This window comes from Candidatus Marinarcus aquaticus (assembly GCF_004116335.1).
In the GTDB taxonomy this organism is placed as follows: Bacteria; Campylobacterota; Campylobacteria; order Campylobacterales; family Arcobacteraceae; genus Marinarcus; species Marinarcus aquaticus.
Genome location: NZ_PDKN01000005.1, coordinates 1 through 20463 on the forward strand (window position 1 = coordinate 1; position 20463 = coordinate 20463).

General features: G+C 35.5%; 22 protein-coding genes, 1 rRNA gene and 1 pseudogene. 17 read left to right on the top strand and 7 right to left on the bottom strand.

Going from position 1 to position 20463, the window contains the following annotated elements; all coding sequences use genetic code 11:
- Position 1 precedes the first annotated feature (1 nt).
- Positions 2-117 (top strand): 5S ribosomal RNA (gene rrf, locus CRV04_RS08000).
- 393 nt (positions 118-510) lie between these two features.
- Positions 511-2421 (top strand): transketolase, encoded by a 1911-nt coding sequence (tkt, locus tag CRV04_RS08005; RefSeq protein ID WP_128996323.1) that lies wholly within the window; start codon positions 511-513, stop codon positions 2419-2421.
- Between the two features lie 34 nt (positions 2422-2455).
- Here tkt and CRV04_RS08010 read toward each other — a convergent pair whose 3' ends face one another.
- Together CRV04_RS08010 and CRV04_RS08015 are read right to left on the bottom strand one after the other, a co-directional pair.
- Complete coding sequence (locus CRV04_RS08010; RefSeq protein WP_228126511.1) at positions 2456-2791, bottom strand: GlpM family protein; 336 nt, start codon at positions 2789-2791, stop codon at positions 2456-2458.
- 255 nt (positions 2792-3046) lie between these two features.
- Positions 3047-3424: pseudogene (locus CRV04_RS08015) on the bottom strand (Fur family transcriptional regulator); the annotation flags it as partial.
- 232 nt (positions 3425-3656) lie between these two features.
- On the opposite strand from CRV04_RS08015, the gene CRV04_RS08020 reads away from it, so the two are divergent.
- The 7 genes from CRV04_RS08020 to CRV04_RS08050 are packed head-to-tail and all read left to right on the top strand — an operon-like array spanning position 3657 to position 7715.
- On the top strand, positions 3657-3965 hold the full coding sequence (locus tag CRV04_RS08020; RefSeq protein ID WP_128996325.1) for an ArsR/SmtB family transcription factor: 309 nt from the start codon (positions 3657-3659) through the stop codon (positions 3963-3965).
- Entirely contained in the window at positions 3965-5215 is a 1251-nt protein-coding gene (locus tag CRV04_RS08025; RefSeq protein ID WP_128996326.1) for an arsenic transporter, read from the top strand. Before CRV04_RS08020 ends, CRV04_RS08025 begins: the two co-directional genes overlap by 1 nt.
- 8 nt (positions 5216-5223) lie before the next feature.
- Positions 5224-5778 (top strand): manganese efflux pump MntP, encoded by a 555-nt coding sequence (locus CRV04_RS08030; protein WP_128996327.1) that lies wholly within the window; start codon positions 5224-5226, stop codon positions 5776-5778.
- A complete protein-coding gene (locus CRV04_RS08035) occupies positions 5775-6173 on the top strand; it encodes an arsenate reductase ArsC (protein ID WP_128996328.1) in 399 nt (132 codons plus the stop codon). The genes CRV04_RS08030 and CRV04_RS08035 overlap by 4 nt, the downstream gene beginning before the upstream one ends.
- The gene (locus CRV04_RS08040) at positions 6174-7136 is read left to right on the top strand and encodes a permease (RefSeq protein WP_128996329.1); all 963 of its coding nucleotides are present in this window, start codon (positions 6174-6176) and stop codon (positions 7134-7136) included. It begins immediately after the preceding gene.
- 12 nt (positions 7137-7148) lie between these two features.
- Positions 7149-7382: a thioredoxin family protein gene (locus CRV04_RS08045; protein ID WP_128996330.1), complete on the top strand. Its 234-nt coding sequence runs from the start codon at positions 7149-7151 to the stop codon at positions 7380-7382.
- 3 nt (positions 7383-7385) lie between these two features.
- Positions 7386-7715, top strand: a complete 330-nt coding sequence (locus tag CRV04_RS08050) for a YnfA family protein (protein ID WP_128996331.1) — start codon at positions 7386-7388, stop codon at positions 7713-7715.
- 26 nt (positions 7716-7741) lie between these two features.
- Here the strand turns inward: CRV04_RS08050 and CRV04_RS08055 are convergent, their stop codons facing one another.
- The 3 genes from CRV04_RS08055 to CRV04_RS08065 form a co-directional block, all read right to left on the bottom strand.
- Entirely contained in the window at positions 7742-10285 is a 2544-nt protein-coding gene (locus CRV04_RS08055; RefSeq protein ID WP_128996332.1) for a [protein-PII] uridylyltransferase family protein, read from the bottom strand.
- Positions 10285-11034 carry a DNA-binding transcriptional response regulator gene (locus tag CRV04_RS08060; RefSeq protein WP_128996333.1) on the bottom strand — a complete coding sequence of 250 codons (750 nt, stop codon included), beginning with the start codon at positions 11032-11034 and terminating at the stop codon, positions 10285-10287. The genes CRV04_RS08055 and CRV04_RS08060 overlap by 1 nt, the downstream gene beginning before the upstream one ends.
- Positions 11035-11097: 63 nt before the next feature.
- Entirely contained in the window at positions 11098-11964 is an 867-nt protein-coding gene (locus CRV04_RS08065; RefSeq protein WP_128996334.1) for a hypothetical protein, read from the bottom strand.
- Positions 11965-12179: 215 nt separating this feature from the next.
- Between CRV04_RS08065 and CRV04_RS08070 the strand changes: the two genes are divergently transcribed.
- From CRV04_RS08070 to pyrC, 5 genes are all read left to right on the top strand, one after another.
- Positions 12180-13394, top strand: coding sequence for an ammonium transporter family protein (locus CRV04_RS08070; RefSeq protein WP_128996335.1), 1215 nt, complete (start codon positions 12180-12182; stop codon positions 13392-13394).
- Positions 13395-13443: 49 nt separating this feature from the next.
- Positions 13444-13782 (top strand): P-II family nitrogen regulator, encoded by a 339-nt coding sequence (locus CRV04_RS08075; RefSeq protein WP_128996336.1) that lies wholly within the window; start codon positions 13444-13446, stop codon positions 13780-13782.
- A 208-nt stretch (positions 13783-13990) separates the two neighbouring features.
- A complete protein-coding gene (locus CRV04_RS08080) occupies positions 13991-15178 on the top strand; it encodes an ammonium transporter (RefSeq protein WP_128996337.1) in 1188 nt (395 codons plus the stop codon).
- Between the two features lie 61 nt (positions 15179-15239).
- Positions 15240-15578, top strand: a complete 339-nt coding sequence (locus CRV04_RS08085) for a P-II family nitrogen regulator (RefSeq protein ID WP_128996338.1) — start codon at positions 15240-15242, stop codon at positions 15576-15578.
- Positions 15578-16591: a dihydroorotase gene (pyrC, locus tag CRV04_RS08090; RefSeq protein ID WP_128996339.1), complete on the top strand. Its 1014-nt coding sequence runs from the start codon at positions 15578-15580 to the stop codon at positions 16589-16591. Before CRV04_RS08085 ends, pyrC begins: the two co-directional genes overlap by 1 nt.
- 23 nt (positions 16592-16614) lie before the next feature.
- Here pyrC and fliM read toward each other — a convergent pair whose 3' ends face one another.
- Both fliM and CRV04_RS08100 read right to left on the bottom strand, forming a co-directional pair.
- Positions 16615-17712 carry a flagellar motor switch protein FliM gene (fliM, locus tag CRV04_RS08095; RefSeq protein ID WP_128996340.1) on the bottom strand — a complete coding sequence of 366 codons (1098 nt, stop codon included), beginning with the start codon at positions 17710-17712 and terminating at the stop codon, positions 16615-16617.
- A gap of 1 nt (position 17713) precedes the next feature.
- The gene (locus CRV04_RS08100; protein WP_128996341.1) at positions 17714-18763 is read right to left on the bottom strand and encodes a flagellar basal body P-ring protein FlgI; all 1050 of its coding nucleotides are present in this window, start codon (positions 18761-18763) and stop codon (positions 17714-17716) included.
- Positions 18764-18855: 92 nt separating this feature from the next.
- Between CRV04_RS08100 and CRV04_RS08105 the strand changes: the two genes are divergently transcribed.
- The 3 genes from CRV04_RS08105 to CRV04_RS08115 are packed head-to-tail and all read left to right on the top strand — an operon-like array spanning position 18856 to position 20457.
- Complete coding sequence (locus CRV04_RS08105; RefSeq protein ID WP_128996342.1) at positions 18856-19785, top strand: hypothetical protein; 930 nt, start codon at positions 18856-18858, stop codon at positions 19783-19785.
- Between the two features lie 2 nt (positions 19786-19787).
- On the top strand, positions 19788-20051 hold the full coding sequence (locus CRV04_RS08110; RefSeq protein WP_128996343.1) for a flagellar biosynthetic protein FliQ: 264 nt from the start codon (positions 19788-19790) through the stop codon (positions 20049-20051).
- Position 20052: 1 nt separating this feature from the next.
- Positions 20053-20457, top strand: a complete 405-nt coding sequence (locus CRV04_RS08115) for a flagellar FliJ family protein (protein WP_128996344.1) — start codon at positions 20053-20055, stop codon at positions 20455-20457.
- Positions 20458-20463 lie beyond the last annotated feature (6 nt).

Genomic DNA, 20463 nt, shown 5'->3' on the forward strand with positions numbered 1-20463 from the left:
TGCTGGTGGCTATAGAGAAGTGGAAATACCCAGCTCCATTCCGAACCTGGAAGTCAAGCACTTCATCGCTGATAATACTGCACCTTTCAGGTGTGGAAACGTAAGCCGCTGCCAGCTTTGAGTATTTATTTATCTTTTAGCCTTTAACAAACCTATCTCTTCGATGGACTTGTTAATGGCTTTTTTTTACCTCATTTTTTCTCCTTTTTCCTCATTTGACTCCCTTATTATTATAGTAATATAACTTAAATCATTTTTAGACCAAAGAGTCTGTTTACACAATAAGATGGTTATTTAAAATTTAAATAAACTCATTGATGTTTAAATATAAAAAAATCAATCTTATACAATTGAGTATCGATTATATAAAAATAGAGGATATTTAAATGCACCCGTAAGCTTTTAGAAGTTAACTTCAAACACCAAGAAATGGTCTAAAAAGTAGTTTAATATAAAATTGGATATAATCGCAATTACTTAAAAAACCAAGTTATAGAATATAGGAATATTATGTCAGAAAATATTTATCAAAAACAAGCCGATACGATTCGTTTCTTAGCAGCGGATATGGTGCAAAAAGCAAACAGCGGACACCCAGGTGCACCAATGGGTCTTGCTGATATTGCAACAGTATTAAGCAAACATTTAAATGTAAACCCAAATAATTCTTCATGGTTAAACAGAGACCGTTTAGTATTTAGTGGTGGACATGCAACGGGGTTAGTATACTCATTGCTTCACTTATGGGGATTTGATGTCTCAGTAGAAGATATGAAAAATTTCAGACAAAGTGGTTCTAAAACTCCAGGTCACCCCGAGTTTGGTCATACACATGGTGTAGAAATTACAACGGGACCTTTGGGACAAGGAATTGCCAATGCCGTTGGTTTTGCATGGGCTGCTAAATATGCACAAAACCTTTTAGGGAAAGAGACCATCAATCATAAAGTGTACTGCTTATGTGGAGATGGAGATTTACAAGAGGGTATTTCATATGAGGCGTGTTCAACGGCAGGTCACCAAAAGCTTGATAACTTAGTGATTATTTATGATTCAAATAATATCACCATTGAAGGGGATACTTCTATTGCTTGGGATGAAGATGTATTACAACGATTTGAAGCGATGAACTTTGAAGTGTTGGAGATTGATGGACATGATCACAGAGTCATAGATGCTGCACTTGCAAAAGCAAAAAACGCATCACGACCTGTTCTCATCAAAGCCAATACGGCTATTGGAAAAGGTGCAGCTACGATGGAAGGCAGTCATCACACACACGGTGCGCCATTAGGCGTTGATGAGATTAAAGCGTCAAAAATAAAAGCAGGATTTGATCCTGAGGCTTCATTTGTAGTATCTGATGATGTGAAAGCAGCTTTTGATAAAACACAAAGTGGTCAAGCACTTGAAGATGCATGGAACAGTGCATTAACTCAAGAAGTAAAAGCAAAAATTGAGGCACTTCAAAATCCAGATTTTGATGCTATAGAGTATCCAGATTTTTCTGACGTACCTAAAACTGCAACCAGAGATTCAAACCATAAAATCTTAAATGCAATTGCAAAAGCAGTACCTGGGTTTATTGGTGGAAGTGCCGATTTAGCACCATCAAACAAAACAGAACTTAAAGAGATGGGTGATTTTCCAAAGGGTAAGAACATTCACTTTGGAATTAAAGAGCATGCAATGGCTGCAATGAGTAATGCGATGAACTTGTATGGACTTTTTAGAGTATTCTCTGCAACATTTTTTGTGTTCTCTGATTATTTAAAACCCGCTGCAAGAATTGCAGCGTTGGCAAATATTCCACAACATTTTATTTGGACACATGACTCTATTGGTGTAGGTGAAGATGGACCAACACACCAACCAATTGAACACTTATCTCAGTTTAGAGCGTTACCCAACTTTTATGTATTCAGACCTGCAGATGCAACTGAAAATGTGGCGTGTTGGAAAACTGCTCTTAAAATGAATGCACCAAGTGCATTTGTTTGTTCTCGACAAGGGTTAGAGACACTTAAACCAAAAAGAGATTTTGGTGAAGTCAGCAACGGCGGATACCTTATGAGAAAACGAGATGGTGCAACGGTTACTATTATGGCCAGTGGGAGTGAATTGATGTTGGCACTTAAAGCAGGGTGTCAATTAGAAAAAGAGGGTGTCAAAGCAAACATTGTTTCTGTGCCTTGTTTTGATCTGTTTGTAGAGCAAGATAAATCATACATTGATGCTGTGATTGATTCATCTACAAAAGTATTTGCGTTAGAAGCTGCACGTGGTCTGGAGTACTATAAATTTGCGGACGAGGTGATTGGAATGGATACATTTGGAGCCAGTGGTCCAGCTGATGAACTCTTTAAAGAGTTCGGTTTCACCGTTGAATCAGTAGTAGCTAGAGTAAAAGCCTCTTTATAATAACACACTAAAACAGAAGAACCTCTCTTCTGTTTTATACCAACTTCTGCCAAACAACAATCAAAATGGCTGCAAAAATAATCCAAATAAATGTTGAAATCATTAAGTTCATCCAAAGATCATACTTTTCAGCTAAAATATACACACTTAAAAGATAGGCCAAATAAGGGATGATAGAGAATATTCCAAACAGAGCGGTGGTCTTTAATTCTACAGGACCTCGTTCGATGCCTACTATGGCGTGGGCAATCAGTGCAAAGGTTGGGAAAAGTGGTACTAAGCCTGCAATGTAGTAGTTTCTGCTTTTTGCTAGAAGTGCCATGATGATAACCATCACTGCACCAATGAGTGCTTTAAATGCTAATCCCATAATCTTCCTTTATCTGAATTATGAGATTATAGCACAACTAAAAGTTAAATATTAAAGTGCAGATTTTCTTTTTCTTTTTCGTTCAAATTTACGTTTGGCATTTTTACCTGTTTCATAAGTTAAAGCAACTGTTATTAAAGCAGCTACGGGTAAAATAAATGGCATTTTTATTCCTTAATAATGATAATGAATATTAAAATTATAGTAAAATATTCTGTGTTTTAACTTAAATGCAAAAAAAGTACCGTTGAGAAGCTATTTTGTTTGACATTTATTACAAATACCATATAAAACCATATTGTGGCTTTTGAGTTCAAAGCCTTTTTCTGAAGCAATGAGTTCTTGAAGTCGTTCCAGTTCACTGTCGTAAAACTCTACAACTTGACCACATTCATGGCAGACCAAGTGATCATGATGTGGTTTAAAAGTGAGTTCATACCGTTTCACATTTTCATTTTCAATGCTTAAAGAGTGAATGATATGCATATCTTCTAAAAAGGTTAAGATACGATAAACAGTTGCGATGGAGATGTTGACATTGTACTCTTCTTTGACTTTTTGTAAGATTTCATCTGCATTGAGATGTTCATGAGTATTAAAAAAGACTTTTAAGACATACTCTCTTTGAGTAGAAGTATTTAACCCTAATTACTGATAAGTCCACGAAACTTCACGATATATTCATCAAAAGTGATATTGTTTTCTATTTGATTTTTTGACATGTGTACTCTTTATATAAAAATGATAACTATAATCAAAATTATATTTCCTTAACCTTAAAGCAATGTTATAAATATTAATATATAAAGATATATTGATATATAAGAAAAAAATCGCTATGATTTAAAAAACAAAAAGAGGCATAATGGAACTTTTTTTAAATACTGTAGGTGCAATCAATGATGAGACACGTATCAAAATACTTGCTTTTATAAATCAAAATGAAGAGGTATGTGTTTGTGATATTGAACAATCTTTTAATATGATTCAATCGCGTATCTCGCGACATCTTAAAATATTAAAAGAGGGAGGCTTTTTAAAAGTTAAACGTGAAGGGCGGTGGGCGTATTACAGTATTCGCTCCCCTTTAGATGTTTTTAGGCAATCAGTTTTAAAAGAGATATCCTGTTTGTCCATTGAATTACCAGAATATAAAAAGGGGTGTACTTTATAATGATACTGGCTTCCGTTGTTTTTGCTTTGACTTTATTGATGGTCATATTGCAACCTAAAAATATACAAATAGGTACAAGTGCGGTTATAGGAGCCATAGTTGCTCTTCTTTTAGGTATTGTCACTTTTGATGATGTAAAAGTGGTCACAGAAATTGTGTGGGATGCAACTTTGGCTTTTATAGGAATTATTATTCTCTCTATGGTTTTAGATGAGATTGGTTTTTTTGAGTGGTGTGCATTAAAAATGGCCAAACTTTCACATGGCAGTGGATTGAAAATGTTTATTTACTCGATTGTATTGGGTGCTTTTGTTTCCGCACTTTTTGCCAATGATGGTGCAGCATTGATTTTAACGCCCATACTGTTAGCAAAAATGCGTATATTACAACTCAATATCAAAACCATTGTCGCTTTTTTACTTGCAGGTGGATTCATCAGTGACAGTGCATCGTTGCCTTTTGTCTTTTCTAATTTGACTAATATTGTAACAGCAAACTATTTTGATATTGGGTTTGTAGAGTATTTGATGAACATGTGGTTGCCTTATGTGGTGAGTGTGATTGTATCCATTGTTTTTTTATATCTGTTTTTACATAAAGATATTCCAAAGCAAGTTGATATTCGTTTGCTAAAGGAGCCTAAGAGTGCAATTAAAAATGAAAAATTGTTTAAATTATCATGGATGTTTTTGGCAGTTTTACTCGTGGGATATTTTATAGGTGATGCGTATGATTTACCCGTATCACTCTTTGCATTGGGAGGAGGATTGACTTTTCTAATGATTGCAAAGCAGTTTAAAGTAATCAAAGCACAAAAAATTATTCGTGAAGCACCTTGGCAGGTGGTGTGGTTCAGTATAGGTTTATACATTGTGGTGTATGGACTTAAAAATGCAGGTCTTACAGAGTACATAACCGTGGTATTGAAATACTTAAATGGACAAAATGAGACCGTTGCTATTATTGGTACAGGATTTATCAGTGCCTTTTTAAGTGCGATTATGAACAATATGCCAACGGTGATGGTTATGGACATAGCGTTGCAAAATATCTCCAATGAAGCGTTGGCGTATGCCAATATCATAGGGTGTAACTTGGGACCAAAGATGACCCCATTTGGAAGTTTAGCAACACTGCTTTGGTTGCATGTATTGGCAAAAAAAGGGGTGGAAATATCATTTTTACAATACAGTAAGTTTGGTTTATTGATAACTCCACCCGTATTGTTACTTGTATTATTAGCACTTTAAGGATAATAATGGAACTTATATTAATTGCGATTGCATTGGCCATGGACAGTGTGGCTGTATCGATTGCCAGTGGGAGCAAATATCGGACAATTGATTTTTTAACCACACTGAAAATTGCACTCTTTTTTGGCTTTTTTCAAGGGTTGATGCCCTTAATTGGATACTTTTTAGGAAGCATGTTTGCGAAATTTGTGGACAGTTTTGACCACTACTTGGCATTTGCAATACTAATTTTCTTGGGGTATCGAATGATTAAAGAGGCCATGGAAGAGGATTTTGAAGAGGAAGTCAGTGATTTAAGAAACAAAACACTCTTTTTTTTAGCCATCGCTACAAGTATTGATGCTTTGGCCATTGGGATCACCTTCTCTTTTGATGACACCCCAATTTGGTATGCTGTTTCACTTATTGCTGGGATTACTTTTATTTTATGTATTATTGCTGTTTATATTGGAAAGATGTTGGGTGGATTTTTAGAAGATAAAGCAGAGTTTTTAGGTGGAGCCATATTGATTGTACTGGCATTTAAAATTTTATTGGAAGGAATAGGAGTTTTAGGATGAAAAAAGTATTGGTTTTATGTACAGGGAACAGTTGTCGAAGCATCATTGCAGAAGCTTTAATTAATGCCCAGTTAGAGGGAGTGCAGGCAGACTCTTCTGGAGTACGTGCAAGTGGACATGTGAATTCCAATGCGCAAAAACTGTTGGAACAAAAAGGCATCTGGAAAGAAGAATACCACTCAAAAACGATTGATACCGTGTTGGATAATGCTTATGATTTGGTTGTCACCGTGTGTGATCATGCCAATGAGACTTGTCCCATGTTCCCCAAAGCAGTTAAAGTGATTCATGTCGGTTTTGAAGACCCAGACGGAAAAGGATTTGATGCGTTTGAACAAACCTATAAAGAGATAGAAGAGGTGTTACTTCCAGCAGTGGTTGAGGCGTTAAAATAGATGTTTGATTGGCTTGTTGATGTAAGTGCGATATTGGTCTTTGAGATATTGGGAATAGGAGAGTTAACTCACTTTGGGAAAGCGTTGCACTTTTTTATTTATGATACGATTAAGATTTTTATTCTTCTTATTACGATTATTTATTTCGTAACTTTTTTACGAAGTTATTTTCCTGTTGAGAAAATTCGTGATTATTTAGTGGGAAAACACAGGTTCGTAGGACACATCTTTGCTGCATTTTTTGGCATGCTGACGCCTTTTTGTTCATGCAGTGCCATTCCTTTATTTTTAGGTTTTTTACAAGCTCGAATTCCTTTGGGAGTCACTTTTTCATATCTTATTTCAGCGCCTTTAAGTGATGCCGTGGTGATTGCCTTATTGTTTTCAATGTTTGGTTGGAAAATTACTCTGCTTTATATTGGGTTTGCATTGCTCATAGCTATTATTTCAGGACTCATTATAGGAACGATGAAGTTAGAAAAAGAGGTTTTAATTGAAGTAAAACCCATAAACAGCTGTTGCAACGGTTCGATGGAAATAACTATATTGTTGCAACAACGATTCAAAGAGGCATGGGAATATACCATGGATATTTTTAAAAAAATCTATATTTATGTCATTATAGGTATTGGAATTGGGGCCTTTATTCATGGATATATTCCTGCAGATTTCATCAGTAAATATGCTGGAGGAGATGTATGGTATGCCCCAATGGTGGCGGTACTTATGGGAATTCCTATGTACTCTAATGCTGCAGGTATTTTACCTTTGGTTGAAGTGCTTACGCAAAAAGGGATGCTTTTAGGAACGGCACTGAGTTTCATGATGGCAGTCGTGGCACTGAGCCTTCCTGAAGCAATGATTTTAAAACGTGTTTTAAGTATGAAACTTATAGGTATATTTTTTGGAATTGTAGGGTGTGCCATTTTATTGGTGGGATTTGTATTTAATATGATTTTATAAAAAGGATAAGAGATGAAAATAGAAGTTTTAGGAACAGGATGTACAAAGTGCACAACCTTAGAAGAAGCCGCCAAACAAGCTGTAGTACAAATAGGAGGCTTTCATGAGGTTAGTAAAGTAGAAGATATAGTTGAAATCATGAATTATGGTGTGATGAGTACACCCGCATTGGTTGTTGATGGTGTCGTTAAAAGTAGTGGAAAACTTTTAAGCGTGGATGAGATTGTACAATTGCTTAAGGACTAAAATATGATAATTAATTTGGGTTTATTTTTCTTAGCCGCTTTTTTTGAGATTTTTGGTTGTTTTGCTTTTTGGTTGTATTTTAGGCTTGAAAAAACACCGTGGTGGGTAGCTTTAGGGGTCATTTCATTAATGCTTTTTGCCTATGTATTAACCAAAATTGATGTAGAACATGCTGGGAGAGTTTATGCCATTTACGGAGGTATTTATATCGTAGCTTCGCTTATATGGTTGATATTGGTTGAAAAAGAGAGTTTTAATCGTTGGGATATTATAGGGGCGAGTGTCGCAATACTGGGAGCATTTATCATTTTTGCAGGCAATGCAAAAGTATAAGCTTCTACATTATCTGCAACTTTTACTTAATGGTTGTTTGGAGTGTGGTTACAAATTAAATCGACAATTTCATCAGCATTAGCACAAAAGTTTCCATTTTTTTCAATTAAAAATAGATCACGTGCTTTGCCACGACTGGTGTAGATTTTGGCACTCTCTATTTCAATATTAAAGTCATCAAAAACTTTTGCAATATAGGCTAAAAGTCCTTTTTGGTCTTTTGTTTTTACTTTCATTGAGGCCAATTGTTGTGTATGATTGCAATCAATCTCTATTTCACTTTTTTTAATTTGGGGAATGATATGACGTGTATTTTTGGTCATATCAAATGAGTTTTGAATAATCTCTTCAATAAAGAGTAAATCTCCTTCATCGAGTTTTTCACTGAAAATAACTTCAAAACACTTCTTCTCATCAAAGAGTTTAAATATACGCATATTGACAATATTTAAAAACTCCAGTTTCCCAAGTAGGTATCCTAAGTTTAAAGGAATGGCTCGAATAATTCGTATGGTCAGAGTCTCATCATTGATGATTTTATAGGTGTAGTCTTCGACTGTTTTTGCTCGAATGGCCAAATCTAAAATGTCACTGGCTTTAAGTTGTAAAAAAATTTGGTTTGAAGCAATGTAGCTGATTTTTTTCTTCATAATCGCTGAGAGTTCTTTATATGCAGGCAGTTTTTTAATACTGTTGATTTTAGCCACTCTACGAGCGCTTTCATTGAGCAACTCTTCATTGTCAAATGCCGGCAAACTTTGTAAATAGAGCTCTTTTAAAAGTGTGGCTGTGGCACTGTTATAGATATGTTTTCCCACTGCTGAAATATCGGCATAGGTTACCACATAGAGCATGTCTAAGGCCAGTTTCGTTTTCATATTCGCTGTAAAAGCCAAAATGACTTTTTGTGAATAGATGTCTTCATTGGTGGCGACTTTACTCATCAGGTTGTGGTATCGAATGAGTCGTGCAATCAAGGAGGTCTCTTGTTTTGAAAAGCCATAGGCTCTGGCCATATTTTTAAAGAGCTTTTCTCCTGAAATGTGATGGTCTGTTTGTCGACCTTTGCCTACATCATGAAAGAGTGCCGCCAGTTTAGCCATGGATTGTTGATGAAGTGTTAAGTTATCATAGATATTTCTAACAAAAAGGTCTTGAATATCTTCGACAAACTTTAAGGTGTTAATCGAATGAATGTCAACGGGTTGTTGATGATAACCATCAAATTGCGGTTGATTGATAATTTTTTTAGTGGTAGGGATAATGGCTTGAAACAGACTGCTGTTGTACAAAAGTTTAATGATAGGATAGAGTGTTGGTTGAAACAGCAACTGTTTAATCAATGTTTTGTGTTCATGAGTCTGTTTTTTAGGAAGTTGTGTTTTACTTGCATAATAGATGTATGCACGGTCGAACTTCTCAATGCATTCAGGCAGACTTAATAACTCATTGAGAAACGCTTTGAGTTCTTTGGGACGGTTGTTAAAAGAGGTATACAGTGTGTTATCAATCACATAAAGGTTTTTTGAAAATCTGGACTTTTTTAAAGCACTTAATCGATGAGGTTCTAAATGCATTTTTCGTGTGAGTTTTTCAACCATCACCGTTGTAAAAAAATGAATGGCATGCAAGGCATTAAAGAGTTTTGAAACACACTGTCTCTCTTTTGTCAGACGGGGTGTATTACTGAACCCCATTTTTAAACTGAGCTCTGGCATTACATCAAAGTTGACTTGATCGAGTTTTTTCTTAGAGATGGTGTGCAAAATACTTCGAGCTTGGAAGATGAACTCCAATCCCATTCGATATCGTTTATACTCTTCATCACTGAAAAGTTGTCCGCTTAAGGATTTAACATCATCGACCCCATACAAAATATTGGCAATCCAAAAAAGCATGTTGGCTTCTCTCATGCCTCCATAACCATCTTTGATGTTGGGTTCCATTTTAAGAGGGTATTTTAAAAGACGTTGTTTGTGCTCTTCCAGTTTTTCTAAAACAAAGGCTTTTTGATTGGTTCGTCGAATCTGTTTTAAAACACTTTGGTAACCATACCACAAATGTTTCGAACCGTAAATCATACGTGATTCTAAAATAGAGGTTTTAATGGTGATGTCTTCTTGTACACAACTGGAAACATCAAGCAACTCATGTACTCGTGAACCCAGTTTCAGTCCACAATCCCAAGCAAATGTGATGAACTCTTGAATCATGGGTTTCAGGTTGTATCCTGGAATATCTTCAAACAGAACCATCAAATCAATGTCCGAGTATAAACAGAGTTGTTCTCGTCCATAACTTCCAAGAGCAATCAGTGTAATCGGAATAGAACTTCCCATTGGCAAATAAGAGCCAAAATATTTTCGCAACATGTATTTATAGAGGGTTATAAGAAAACGGTCAATTTTTTTGGTGTGTTGTACAAAAAATTCTTTGCCACCGTTTTCATCAAACTGTGTATCTATGGAGTTTAAATACGCTTTAAGGTGTGTTTTAAATACTTTTGATATCTCAAAGTCATTTGCTTTTTTTTCAATCAAGTCTTCAACTTGGATATTCAAATCTGTCATTACAATAGCTCTTTATGCATTTCCAACTTTTTTCGAAGGGTGATTCGGTTTAATCCCAGATGTTTTGACATCTGCAATTGACTTTTGTATTTCTTTTGACTTGCACGAAGCAGCGGTGCTTCAAAAAGGTAAAGGAAGTCTCTATAAGAGTTTTCCCCTTCCATATTATCAAGCATAAACTTCTCCATCAACATCATGATTTCATTTTCACCAATGCTTTCAAACAGATACGAAAAGTAAATGGATTTTCGTAAGCTGATTGCATTTTGGGAGGTGTTGATAATGAGTTTTTCAGGTTTTTTTTCTGCCCCTAAAATCTGCATGGCTTCTGCAGAGAACTTATTGGCTAAAGGTTTGATGTCCTCTTTACGGCTCTCTAAATTGGGAATAAACAGTGTAATACTGAAAAAATCTTTGAGTCTGTTGTTCAAATCATCTTTAAGTGAGGTGGCAATGACACGAATGTCATTCTCTTCGACCCATTTTAAAAAGAGCTCAATGTTGGTGATATCTTCAATACACTCTACAATGATTGATTCATGGCTGATGTGCATTACTTTATCTGCAATGTCTCTTTGAAGTTCATTGGCGTTATAGATTTTTGCTTCAGGAGTAATATATGAAGCAAGGGTTTTTTTACCTGTACCTATGGAACCTGAAATCAAGGCATGAACACCCAGTGTTTTTAAAAGGGTTGCTGAGTTGAGAATCTCTTTTGAAGCGGGAGATACCGCTATGAATTGTTGCATGTTATAAAACTCCAGTTACTTCTTTGGCATAGAATGGCACATTATACAAAATTGTCAATTAAACTACTTTTTACTTGGACGTTTGGTCAAATAAATAAAGAGTGAAAGCGCAATGATAATTAAAGATACCCCTGAGATCAGATAAAGAGCATTGACCATTTTATCATAATCTTTAAGGGCAATTTTAAATACAACCATCAAGGCTTCAATACTTAATGCAATGATGATGGTGATTAAAAACTTGGTAATCATTTTGGTTTCCACTCTTGAATCTTGTGAATAGGATTTGAAAAAGACCTCTTGTTCCAAAATGGTTTTTGCTAAGTCAAAAATAGCAATTCCCAGCGTCAATGCAATGACGGGTTTAAATATCGCATCCAACGCAAAGTCATGTCCCAATAAAAAGTGGGTGACAAACTCATACATGGCATACAAAATAATAAACAAGGATAAAAATCCCATTGAAAACCCAGCCAATGCATAAAAAGCCTTGGTCACGGTGTGAAACGGTTTGTTAAACTCTATGAGATTGAGTTTTTCAAGTAAAATTTCAATGTTAAAATCTAAAAAGATAATCGAATCCCCATCTTTGACCGTTGCAGTAATGCAGTTGTTTCTTGTTGCACTGCTGACATACACAGAAGAGAAAGCGATATCATCTTGCTTGAAGTGCAGTTTAGAAAAGAGGTAACTTCGGTCGTGATCTTGTGCACTCTCATCAAGTTTATATCGATAATAATTAGGTGAGGTTTGTACTTGATTGTTTTTATCTACAGAATAAACCAGTTCCAAGGAAGGGAAAAGTGAAAAAAGCACTTTATAGTTTCCTTTCTCTAATTTTTTAAGTTCACCGATATTAATCAAACTTTCGTGAATGAAATCTTCAATTTTATCTTTATGATTTTCGTATATGTTTAAATACTCTTTCATCACTCTCCTTTATAAAATCTCTACATTATTTATATATACGCAAAAGTATATCATGTCTTAATAGAAATTATTATTTAGTACTGACTATAAACTATACAATATTCAGAAGAAGTTAAAAAAATAATTTATTGTTTATTTTTTATACAATAAGTCACTTCCCAATGAATATTTTTTATATTACAATTTGAACAGATTAAATTTCAAAAAGGACGAGTATGGAAAATTTTACTGATGTAGGATTTATTCTTAACGGATTTCTGTTTGTAGTATCAGGAATTTTAGTTATGTGGATGGCGGCTGGGTTCGCTATGTTAGAAGCGGGATTAACCCGAAGTAAAAATAACGCAACGGTTTTAACTAAGAACATTGCATTATTTGCAATCTCTTGTGTAATGTATTACTTTGTTGGTTATCAACTTATGTATGGTGAAGGTGGAGCTTTCATGGGAAGCTTTGCAATCATGGATATGACAACAGGTGCAGATGCATCTTATCCTGCAGCTTCAGACTTCTTCTTCCAAGTAATGTTCGTAGCAACTGCAGCTTCAGTTATTTCTGGAACAATTGCAGAGAGAATGAAATTGTGGCCATTCTTAATCTTCGTTGTTGTATTAAGTGGTGTTATTTACCCATTACAAGGTCACTGGACATGGGGTGGATCTGAATTAGGTGGAATCATTGCTGGTTTCTCTGACTTTGCAGGGTCAACAATTGTTCACTCTGTTGGAGGATGGGCTGCGTTAGCAGGTGTTCTTATCTTAGGTGCTAGAAAAGGTAAATATAGTAAAGATGGTCAAGTAAAACCAATTCCTGGTTCAAATTTAACGCTTGCTACATTGGGTACATTCATCTTATGGATGGGATGGTTTGGATTCAATGGTGGATCACAACTGGCTTTAGGTTCAAAAGCAGACATCGAAGGTATTGCGTTAGTTGTTGCTGATACAAACATGGCAGCAGCAGCAGGTGCGATTGCAGCAGCAATTTTAACTCAAATTATTTATAAAAAAGTGGATTTAACATTTGTTTTAAATGGTGCTTTAGCAGGTCTTGTTTCTTGTACAGCGGGTCCAGACTTAGGTATGATGGTTGCGTTTATTGAAGGTATCGTTGGTGGTATCCTTGTAGTATTAGCCGTACCATTCTTTGACAAATTAAGAATTGATGATCCTGTTGGTGCACTTTCTGTTCACTTAGTTGCAGGTATCTGGGGAACAATTGCAGTGGGTATTTTTAATCCAGATGTTACAATTTTAGCTCAAATTAAAGGTATTGTTGTAATCGGTGTGTTTGTATTCGTAGCATCATTCATCGTATGGAAAATCCTTGACTTAATTGTTGGATTAAGAGTTGATGAAGAGACTGAAGTAACTGGTTTAGATATTCATGAAACTGGTTTAGAGTGTTATCCTGAGTTCAAAAAAGCGTAATTCGCTTTTTTGAATAACTTGAATACAAAATAAGATTAAGGAATAAAGTATGAAAAAGATTGAAGCAGTAATTAAACCATTTAAACTTGAAGATGTAAAAGAAGCTTTAGTTGAAAGTGGTGTTACAGGTATGACTGTAACTGACGTTAAAGGTTACGGAAGACAACAAGGTCACTCAGAGCTTTACAGAGGTGCTGAATATATTGTTGATTTTTTAGCAAAAATCAGAATTGAACTGATTGTTAATGATGATGAAGTAGATAAAACAATTGCAACCATTGTGGAAGCTGCTAAAACGGGGAAAATCGGTGACGGTAAAATCTTTGTTACGGATGTAGAAAACGTTGTTCGAATCAGAACAGGTGAAACTGGAAGCGAAGCGGTATAAGCTTTTGGTTTGACATTTCCTTGTTGATTGAATAAAATCAAGTCAAAGAGAGGCTCCTCTCTTTTGACTGTTTAAAAAATATACACTCAAAAACTTACTATACAATATAAGTTCTCACATTTGTATAAAAAATAAATAACCAATCCCTTTTTAGAAGTTCAGAAAAAGTCTATAATACATTCTATATAAAACAGACAAAGGGAGTCTTATGGATTTAACAGAAGTGAATTATGTCATTGATACTTTTTTTACGCTATTTGCGATGACACTCATTATTTTTATGGTGCCAGGCTTTGCAATGCTTGAAGCAGGATTGGTTCGAACAAAAAATGTTTCAACAGTATTGATGGTCAATACCATGATTTATGCAGTAGCATCATTGGGGTTTTTACTCATTGGGTACTCCATTGCATTTGGAGATTTTGGAAGTGACAGCATGAGTGCTTGGGCAGCCTTTCTATTTCAAATGGCATTTGTAGGAAAAGTTGTGAATATCATGAGTGGTGGTGTGAGTGAACGTGCAAGAGTGCTTCCATTGGCACTATTTACAGTGATTATGGGAAGTGTGTTGTACCCAATCATTGTGAACTGGACATGGGGAGCAAATATGCTTGAAGGAACCATGCTTGAATTGAGTATGTACGATTTGGCTGGATCTACAGTTATTCACAGTACTGGTGGTTGGGCACTGTTGGCTGCCATTTTAATCATTGGTTCAAGAAAAGGGCGTTATCCAAAAGAGGGTGGAGTTCGTGTTATTCCTGCATCAAATGTGCCATTAGTAACGTTAGGAGCGTTTCTTTTATGGATTGGATGGTTTGGATTCAATGGCGGAAGTGTAGGTTCAATTGCTTCTAAAGAGAGTGCCGATGCAGTAGCGTTGACAATTATGAATACCAATACAGCTGGACTTGCTGGAGCAATTGTGGTGGGTCTTTTAATGTATGTACAATACAGAAAACTGGATATTACAATGATTCTAAATGGGGCCTTAGGTGGTTTGGTTGCAATTACAGCAGGACCTGATTTGTATACGATTTATCAACCAATTATTATTGGTGCGATTGGTGGGGCATTGGTTGTATTTGCTGTACCACTGTTTGATAAGTTAAGAATCGATGATCCTGTGGGTGCACTTTCTGTTCATTTGGTCAATGGTATTTGGGGAACACTTGCCGTGGGAATTTTTGCAAGTAATGGTGATAATATTACACTTTTAGGTCAGTTAAAAGGTGTGATTGTTGTAGGTGTGTTTGCATTTGTGGTATCATTTGTTATCTTGTTTATTATTAATAAACTTTTTGCATTAAGAGCGGCTAATGATGAAGAGATGCAAGGACTTGATGTAGAAGAGTGTGGTTTAGAAGCGTATCCTGAGTTTAAACGCGCATTCTAATGAACCAATAAAGAATTTAAAAAAATTTTGTTAAAATAACTCATCAAATAAAGGATTTACATTGAAAAAGATTGAAGCAATTATCAAACCATTTAAACTTGAAGACGTAAAGGATGCTTTAACGGAAGCAGGTATTACGGGTATGACCGTTTCAGACGTAAAGGGTTATGGACGACAACAAGGTCACTCTGAGCTTTACAGAGGAGCAGAGTATGTGGTTGATTTCTTACCAAAAATCAAACTTGAATTGATTGTAGATGAAAGAAGTGTGGATGAAACCATTCGAATTATCACTGATGCTGCTCGAACAGGAAAAATTGGTGATGGTAAAATTTTCGTTACATCCGTACAAAAAGTGGTACGTATTAGAACGGGTGAAGAAGATGAGGAAGCAATTTAGTGGCTACTTCGTTGACACTGAATACTCCTTTAGACATGCACCTTCATCTTCGTGATGAAGCGATGCTTAAATTGGTTGCTCCATTGACTGCTCAGACATTCAGCGGAGCGTTAGTAATGCCTAATCTTGTACCTCCTGTAACTACTTTTGAAGCATTAAAAGCGTATGAACAACGTATTTTGGATGCAGCTTCATATGAAGATTTTAAACCGTACATGACGCTTTTTTTCCAACAATATGACAAAGCTTTTTTAGAAAAAGTCAAAGAGCATATTATTGGAATTAAACTCTATCCTGCAGGAATTACAACCAACTCTGAAACCGGTGTTTCATCGATTGATTCTGAGACATTACGACCTACATTGGAGGCCATGAGTGATTTAGGAATTCCATTGTGTGTACATGGTGAAACCAATGGTTTTGTGATGGACAGAGAGAAAGAGTTTATGCCCATTTATGAAAGCTTGGCTCAAAACTTTCCAAAGCTTAAAATCATCATGGAGCACATCACTACAAAAGATGCTGTAGAGTTACTTGATAAGTATGAGAATCTTTATGCAACGATTACCGTTCAACACCTTCTAATTACTCTTGATGATGTTGCTGGTGGAATGTTGCAACCCCATCTTTTTTGTAAACCCATTGCAAAACGATATGAAGACCGAGATGCTTTAGTGAAAGTGGCACTCAATGCTCACCCTAAAGTGATGTTTGGAAGTGATTCTGCACCACACCCTAAACATAAAAAAGAGGCATGCGGATGCGCCGCTGGAGTTTTTACAGCACCTATCGCTTTACAGATACTTGCAGGGCTTTTTGAAACGCACGGTAAGTTAGATAATCTTCAAGCATTCATCAGTGATAATGCATTGAATATTTATGGCATAACACCACCTAAAAAAGAGATTACATTAGTAAAAGAGCCTTTTTTAGTACCAGAAAATTACAGTGGTGAAGGGGAAATGGTTGTTCCTATGTATGCAGGACAAACACTCTCTTGGAGTTTGGCTTAGTTTGTAATTTTACAAACTAAGACTTAAAATTTATTTCTCTCTTCAAGCAGTTTTTTAACGGTTTCAGTTTGTCGTTGTTGTTGTTCATTACGCTCTTCTCTCATTGTGCGTAACATCTCTAATGTCTCTTGTTTTTCATGATCAATATTGGCTTTAATCTGTACTGCTTTTCGGCCATTTGAAAGACCACTTATAGATAAAAACTTCTCTTTTTTATTGATATAGAGTTTCGCTTGTGGGGATGTGGCATTTTTATTAAAGACAATGACATCATCTTTTTTAAGGTTGAGTATATCAAATACATTGAGTTCCGTCTCTGCCATAATGGCATCAATATGCATTTTTGCCCCAGAAATCAACGTCGTAATATCTCGTTTTTTACTCACCTTTTTATTTCGCCCCTCTGAGAAGATTTTCTCAACAATTTTATGCAACAGCATATCAATGTATGAAATAGGGTAACAAATAGATAAAAACCCTGAGTCTTCATCAATCGTGATTTCAAGTACCACTAAAAGAACAATTTCGTGGTCTGAAATAACTTGGATAGCATTGGCATTGGTATCACGTGATTCAATCTTAAAATTGATTCGTGTGATTTCATTCCATGCTTTTTGCATGTGGGTCACCAGTACTTTATAAAAGTGTTCAAAAATCTCTACTTCAATCTCTGTGAGTTCTCTATCTAGGTTATCACTTGCTGCAATGGCACCACTTCCAAGAAGTTCTGCAATGATTTTGTGAGAAATACCAGGGTTACATTCAACAACAATCCGACCATCAAGTGGTTTAAGTGAGAGTGTGTTTAGCGAGGTGAGTTGAGGGATAGAGAGGATAAACTCTCCATAGGTCATTTGCTCAATAGAGTAAAGCTTGATATCCACAATTTTACGAAGCATTGCTGACAGATCCGTAATAAGGTCTCGAAGCATTTTATCGTGAAGCGTTGAGAAGGCTTTAAACTGCTCATTGGAGATACGATTGGGCTTTTTAAAATCATAAATCGAGTAATTCTTCTCTTTAGAGACTATCTGCTCTTCTTCCGCTCCATCAATATCCTCGCCTTGTTCAGCGATATCTAAAAGTGCATCAATTTCATCTTGACTTAAAAATTCAGCCATATTAACCTCTAATTTCCATTTCTACATCAATTGCACCCATGTCACGAATCATTTTAAGTGTCTCTATGATATCGCTCATTGGTAGTTTCATCACTTTCATGGCACGCATTAAATCGGCAACAGTGGGTTGTTTCTTAGTATTTAATAAGGCATTGTCGATATTAACAACAGCAGGTTTATGATCCAGTCTGGCATCATCTCCAATATCTTTTCCTGAATTGACTGCTGGGTCTTTCCATTGCGTATCATTGAGTTCGGTTTGTTTGATACGCAGTGTGAATTTATCCCGTGTGATGGTGACGGGTTTGATTTCAACGTCAGCTCCCACAATTATACTCTCTTTTCTCATATCAATGATGATTTTCTTTTTAAATTCGGTCTCTATGTTAATGTTTTGAACAATGGATAAAAATTTAACTATCGAAATATCTTTGGGTTTTTTAGCAACAATGGTTCTTGTATCGACTGCTTTTGCAAGTTGTTGACCAAATCGTTGATTGATTTTTGTCTCTATTAAATCAGCATTTTTAGCAGATGCTTGTAAAAGACTGAGTGTGATATCCTCTTCATTTTGAAGAGAGTATTGCACTTCGTTTTCAATAATCGCACCATCATAAATTGAACCTGTTGTGGCATTGTCATCTGAAAGAATGGTTCCTTGAGCTAATGCATAAACATTTCCATCAACCCCTTTGAGTTGGGTCAATAAAAGTTCTCCTTGATTGATTGATTTGGCATCACCAATGGCGGAGACTTTAACAGGGATTTTATCTCCTTGTCGTGCAAAAGCAGGCAAATCTGCAGTGACCATTACAGCTGCAATATTTTTTGAATTAATTGATGAAGTAGGTATTTTGATATAAGAGTTTCGAAGCAAGTTTTGCAAACTTTGCATCGTAAATTTACTTTTATCGCCTGTTCCAGCAAGTCCCACAACTAAACCATAACCAATAAGTTGGTTTTCTCGAATCCCAACCACAGAAGTAATGTCTTTAATTGTTTGTGCATAAAGTGATGTAATAAGTAAAATAATACTCGCTATGTATCTCAATATAAAACCTTACGTAAGTTAACTTTGTCAATTTTATCTAAAATTTTATAAAATATAGGTATAATGATTGTAAAAATAATTTAAGGTAGTGCGTGACTGTATATATTTACGGAAGTAAAAGTTTTAAGAATAGTATTCATGAAGTTTTGAACCATGCAAATATAAAGTTTAAGCTTGAAGAGGACGATTCTATTGAAGAGGTTAATTCCGTAATACGGTTGAAACAAGCCATAGAAGATAATCCCAATAATATTTTTTTGATTGATGATGAAAAAATTCTTCGTAAAAACAGTTTGAATGATAAAATCAAGTTTTTACAGCCCAAAGATGGGATTGAAGAGGAGTTTTTAAAAGAGCATGGTATCGGAGATATGAGTGTTGACACCATCGAAGATATTGCAATACATGTCAAGCGAAGATTGGATGAAGTCCATAATGAAAAGCATGGAGATGTGGATGATTATGAGGCTTTGAATGAAGCTCTTCAAGAGAATAATGCCAACTTAGTGTATGATAAAGAAGCAGAAGAACAAACACTTGAATCCATTGAAGACTCTTCTTTGGATGAAGAAGATGATGCACTGCACTATAACTATGATGAAGATGATTTTGATATCGATGATGTGGTGAGCTATTTGGATAAAGATGATGAGTCCAGTGAACTGTCATTGGATGAATTGGATGAAGTTAAAGAAGAAAAAGAAGATATTGAACCAGACGATGATGTAAAAATAGAAGAAGATGATTTTGGTCTGGTTGTAGAAGAAATTGAGCAAAAAGGGGAAAGTGATATGTCAGATGAGTTTTCTGAATTGGATAATTTAAATGAAGATGAAATGTTGGCTGCTTTAAACGGTATGGATACAGAAGCAACAGCTCCTGCAGCTGCAAAAGCTTCAAATAAAGACTCAAACAGCAATGAAGTTGAATTAAACAGCAGTAATATTAATGACTTGTCATCATTAATTACACAACTGCTTAATAATAAGACTTTGGAGATTACAATTAAGATAAAAGAGTAAGCATGGATTTACTTGCTATTGCTGAGAATACAGTTAAAGTTATTTTGCTTTTAGGGTTACCTTCTTTAATTGTAAGTATGGTGATTGGTCTTTTGATCAGTATTTTTCAGGCTGTGACGCAAGTAAGTGATGCTTCGTTAACATTTGTACCTAAAATGATTTTGGTGTCGGTGTTTATTTTGATTACCCTGCCTTGGATTGGAGACAGTATGAATCAATATACACATGATTTGTGGGATTTAATCTTGGAATTTGGAGGTCAGTGAAATGATTACAAAAATCTATAATTTAAAGAAAAATCAGACCGATCAAAAAATTCTACAACGTGCTCGTGTACAAAATAAAATTGAAGAGCTCTCTGCTGAAATACTTATGACCCAAACCAAACTTGAAACGACCAGTGTAGATAAGTTTGGTGCCATCTCTGATTTTGCTATTTTACAAATTCATAAAAATACGATGAAAGCCCATATTGGAAAACTTAATATGGTCAAAAACCGGCTTGAACAAGAGGTTGAAAAAATTGATGAAGAGATCAAAGAGCTTCTAAAAGAGACCGAACAGTTTAAGTATCTTGTTGAAGAAGAGAAAAAAGAGGCCTTTAAAAAGCTTCTTAAAAAAGAAGAAGAGTTTACTGAAGAGTACGTTCAAAGTAAATATATTGCAAGTTAGGAGAGA